Origin of the sequence: Phaeovulum sp. (assembly GCF_041596715.1) — a bacterium.
In the GTDB taxonomy this organism is placed as follows: domain Bacteria; phylum Pseudomonadota; class Alphaproteobacteria; order Rhodobacterales; family Rhodobacteraceae; genus UBA6213.
The window spans coordinates 1-3,820 of the sequence record NZ_JBFHIA010000266.1 but is presented as its reverse complement, the minus strand read 5'-3'; the positions used below and the strand labels follow the sequence as shown (position 1 = coordinate 3,820).

General features: G+C 61.2%; 4 protein-coding genes. 1 reads left to right on the top strand and 3 read right to left on the bottom strand.

Annotated elements, in window-relative coordinates:
• Nucleotides 1–151 precede the first annotated feature (151 nt).
• Entirely contained in the window at nucleotides 152–1,171 is a 1,020-nt protein-coding gene (locus ABY403_RS14315) for an AbrB family transcriptional regulator (protein ID WP_372841499.1), read from the bottom strand.
• A gap of 357 nt (nucleotides 1,172–1,528) precedes the next feature.
• The gene (gene infC / locus ABY403_RS14310; protein WP_372841500.1) at nucleotides 1,529–2,068 is read right to left on the bottom strand and encodes a translation initiation factor IF-3; all 540 of its coding nucleotides are present in this window, start codon (nucleotides 2,066–2,068) and stop codon (nucleotides 1,529–1,531) included.
• A 215-nt stretch (nucleotides 2,069–2,283) separates the two neighbouring features.
• Here infC and ABY403_RS14305 point away from each other — a divergent pair, with 215 nt between their 5' ends.
• On the top strand, nucleotides 2,284–2,775 hold the full coding sequence (locus ABY403_RS14305; protein ID WP_372841498.1) for a hypothetical protein: 492 nt from the start codon (nucleotides 2,284–2,286) through the stop codon (nucleotides 2,773–2,775).
• A gap of 32 nt (nucleotides 2,776–2,807) precedes the next feature.
• Here the strand turns inward: ABY403_RS14305 and ABY403_RS14300 are convergent, their stop codons facing one another.
• Nucleotides 2,808–3,620 carry a ferredoxin--NADP reductase gene (locus tag ABY403_RS14300; RefSeq protein ID WP_372841497.1) on the bottom strand — a complete coding sequence of 271 codons (813 nt, stop codon included), beginning with the start codon at nucleotides 3,618–3,620 and terminating at the stop codon, nucleotides 2,808–2,810.
• Nucleotides 3,621–3,820: the final 200 nt, after the last annotated feature.

Here is a 3,820-nt window from a genome sequence, read left to right as displayed (position 1 = left end):
GCGCTATCAGCGAGAGCTATTCAAGCGCGCGCTGGCAAGCGGGCACCCAGAACTGGCCAAGCAACTTGGCAAATGGGTTCTGGCGCGCGGTGACAACCGGGTGATCCGGCAGGAAATGGCCGCGCTTTAGCCCTGCTTTGCCGCAAGGTAACTAGCTTTTCCCAAGCCAGCGCCCGACCAGGGGCGCGGTCAGTATCACCAGAATCAGTCGCGTCAGATGATGGGTCACCACAAATGCCACGTCAGAGCCTGCGACTATCGCGATCACCACCATTTCGGCCTGCCCACCGGGTAGGAACGACAGAATCACATCCAACGCGGGCGCAGGCGAAAGCAGATGCGCCACTTCGATGAAGCCTGTCGAGATCAGCGCCAATAGTGCCGAAAACCCCACCCCCGCGCCAACGAACAGCCGCAACTCGCGGCCCGTGATGCCCGCGTATTTTGCCCCCACCGAAAGCCCGATGAACAATTGCGCCGCCCAGATCACCTCGGCCGGAGGGCGCACATGGATGAATCCCGCAAGGCTAAGCGCCGCCGTCAAGATCAATGGCCCAAGAATCGAGGCCCCGAATAGCCCGATCCTTTCGCCGCCCTTCCAGCCGATCACTGCCGCGGCAAGCATCAGCCCAAGTTCCAGCGGCGGCACCGAACCTAGCGGCGCACCCGGCGGGCGGCTCAAATCGATTCCCCAGACGAATGTCATCAGAAACGGCAGTACGGTGACGATTGTCAGCACCCGCGTTGCGTGCACCAGACTCATCGCGCGCACATCGCCCCCGGCTTCGGCACCGAACACCAGCATGTCCTGCAATCCACCCGGCATGGCCGAATAAAAGGCGGTAGGGTGGTCAAACCCCATCACGCGGCGAAAGAACGGGTAGCCGACAGCGCCGATGGTCGCCACGAACAGCGGCACCAGCGCCAGTGTGGCGCCATAATGCGGCAGCGCCGCGACCAGTTCTGGCGTCACCGATGCGCCGATCGCGACGCCAAGAAACGTGCGCATGAACGTGCCGACAGCGCCCATATCGCGCAGCGGTGCCCCCGCCAGCGCAAATATCAGACAGCCTGCAAGCGGGCCCAGCAGCATTGGCAACGGCAGGCCCAATACCATGAAGACAGCGGCACCGATGACTGCTGCAAGCAGTGTAATCGTGCGCTCTTTCATTCTTGCCCGCATTGCCCGCCCCACCACCGTTTTATCATGACGTTTTGTCGCACCTTTAGCTGACACCAAGTTGACCCAAGTCAAAGTCTCATGCCGCACCGCCGCGTAAACAAATCGCAACAGGTTTCAATCTCCCTGACGCGGCCCTCCCGCCGCGAGAAACCTGAAAGTAGGGGCACCGGCGTTCTCCCTCGCCCATCCCCTCGAAACGCGCTGCGGGCCTCCCTCCCGCAGCGCTTTTATTTTTGGCCCCCGCATCCTTGCAAAACCACCCGAGGTGGTCGCTTCGGTGCTGCGCATCGGGCAATAAAAAACCCCCGCCGAAGCGAGGGCTTTCAACCATGTCGGTGCGGCCAGTTATTTTGGCCCCACCATCATCACCATCTGCCGCCCTTCAAGCCGCGGCATCGATTCGACCTTGCCGGCATCCCCAATATCGTCTGCGACTCGGTTCAAAAGCTCCAGCCCAAGCTGCTGGTGCGCCATTTCGCGGCCACGGAAGCGCAACGTGACCTTGACCTTGTCGCCCTCCTCCAGAAACTTCATCACCGAGCGCATCTTGACCTCGTAGTCATGCGTATCGGTGCCGGGGCGGAACTTGATTTCCTTGATCTCGATGATGTGCTGCTTGCGCCGGGCCTCGGCCTCGCGCTTTTGCTGCTCGAACTTGAACTTGCCGAAGTCCATGATTTTGCAGACAGGCGGCACGGCATTGGGAGAGATTTCCACAAGGTCGAGTCCGGCCTCGTCGGCCATCTCCATCGCTTTTGCCGGGGTCACAACCCCCACGTTCTCACCATCGGCACCGATCAGACGGATCTCTGCGGCGCGGATACGGTCATTGATACGGGGGCCGGTGTCGCGCTGTGGCGGGGCATTGTGGGGTCTGCGGGCGATGGTGATATTCCTTCAGTAGCCAATGGGTTAGTGCGCGCGCAAAATAGAGAGTGACGGCCTATGTTTCAACCATTTTCGCACATGCCGACTGTAATGCGTCGCCCTGCGACAATCACACATACGACAACAGCTTGGAAGGTGCTTTCAATTCAACGACGAATTTGTAAAAGAGGGCCAATTCGCCGCGTGTGCGGCCTTCCAGAGGGTTCGAATAAATGCAAAAGATCGGCGCGATTGCCCTGATTGCGGGTCTTGGTGTGGTTTCGGGCTTGGCCGGCGCCTATGCGCCGCGCATTCTGAATGCGCCTCCGTCCACGCCCGTAGAAGTTGACCCTGCATTCGCGGCCAAACGCGCCGCTGAAGCTGCTGCGCGGGCAGAGGCCGCAGCACTTGCCGAGGCCGCGCGCCTTGAAGCGCGGGCCGAAACTCAGGCAGAGCTGATTGCCGCGCGCAAGGAAATGGATGAGGGGCAAGACTATCTGACCAGATCCCGCAACGCGACCGCGGCTGCTGCCGCGTTAGGGCGCGCGCGTGCACTGACCCCCGAAACCTTTGACTACGTCTTGGCGCGCAGTGCGATCGTGGCGTGGGACGGTTTTGACCGTGCAACCCGCGACCGGTTGCTGGAATTGCTCGAATCCGCCAAAGAACAGCCCGCGCAACACGCGGATGCCTTGGCCGAGATACTGGCGGCCTTTGGGGCCTGATCGATTAGGCGCGTTCCGGCTGGGCGACGGCGCTAGACGCCTTCGCCCACGAAGGCCTTTTCGACCACGAACTCCCGCGGTTCGCTGTTTGCGCCTTCGCGCAGACCAAAGCTTTCGAGCACCGCTTTCACATCGACGTTGAATGCAAGGCTGCCGCAAATCATGGCGCGGTCGTCATTGGCGTTCATCTGCGGTAGGCCGAGATCGCTGAAAACCTTGCCGCTGGTCAGGTTGTCGGTGATGCGCCCCATATGGGCCGACTCTTCGCGCGTGGTGGTGGGGTAGTAGAGCAACTTGCCCTCCACCATTTCACCGATCAGCGGGTCCTCGCGAAGGCTTTCCACCAGTTGCCGCCCGTATTCCAGCTCTGATTGCGTGCGGCAGGTGTGCATCATGATCACCTGATCGTATTTCTCATAAGTCTCGGGTTCGCGCATCAGGCTTGCAAAGGGCGCGATGCCGGTGCCGGTCGCCAGAAACCAGATGCGTTTGCCCGGAAGCAGCGCATCATGCACCAAGGTGCCTACGGGCTTCGGTCGCAAGATGATCTCGTCGCCGGTCTTGATATGTTGCAGACGCGAAGTCAGCGGGCCGTTGGGCACCTTGATCGAATAGAACTCAAGCTCGTCGTCCCAGGCAGGCGAGGCAATCGAATAGGCGCGCAGCAGGGGCCTGCCGTTGTCACCAAGCAACCCGATCATCACAAACTCGCCCGAGCGGAAGCGCAGGCTTTGCGGGCGGGTCACGCGAAATGAAAACAAGCTGTCGTTCCAATGCGTGACCGAAGTCACGGTCTGGGCATCGGGCAGGTGCGGCTTGACGGTCTGTCTTGCGGTATCGGACACAGGTTAACCCTAGGCTGGAAGGAGCGGACAACGCGCTCGTTCTAGGGGGGAAAAGCTGTGGCGAAAAGCCGTTTTTCGCCCTGTGGGCGGCGCAGGTGCCGCAAAATGCGCCAAATTGCGCAGACAAGCGGGTGAAAACGGCATTGCGCGCGCCACAGCGCACCGCAACGCGGCACCGGGTGCCATTGGCGGGCGCTCTG

What these genes read in the sequence shown, in the direction of transcription:
- ABY403_RS14315 (WP_372841499.1), bottom strand. Translation starts at nt 1,171, where the DNA reads ATGAAAGAGCGCACGATTACACTGCTTGCAGCAGTCATCGGTGCCGCT.
- ABY403_RS14305 (WP_372841498.1), top strand. Translation starts at nt 2,284, where the DNA reads ATGCAAAAGATCGGCGCGATTGCCCTGATTGCGGGTCTTGGTGTGGTT.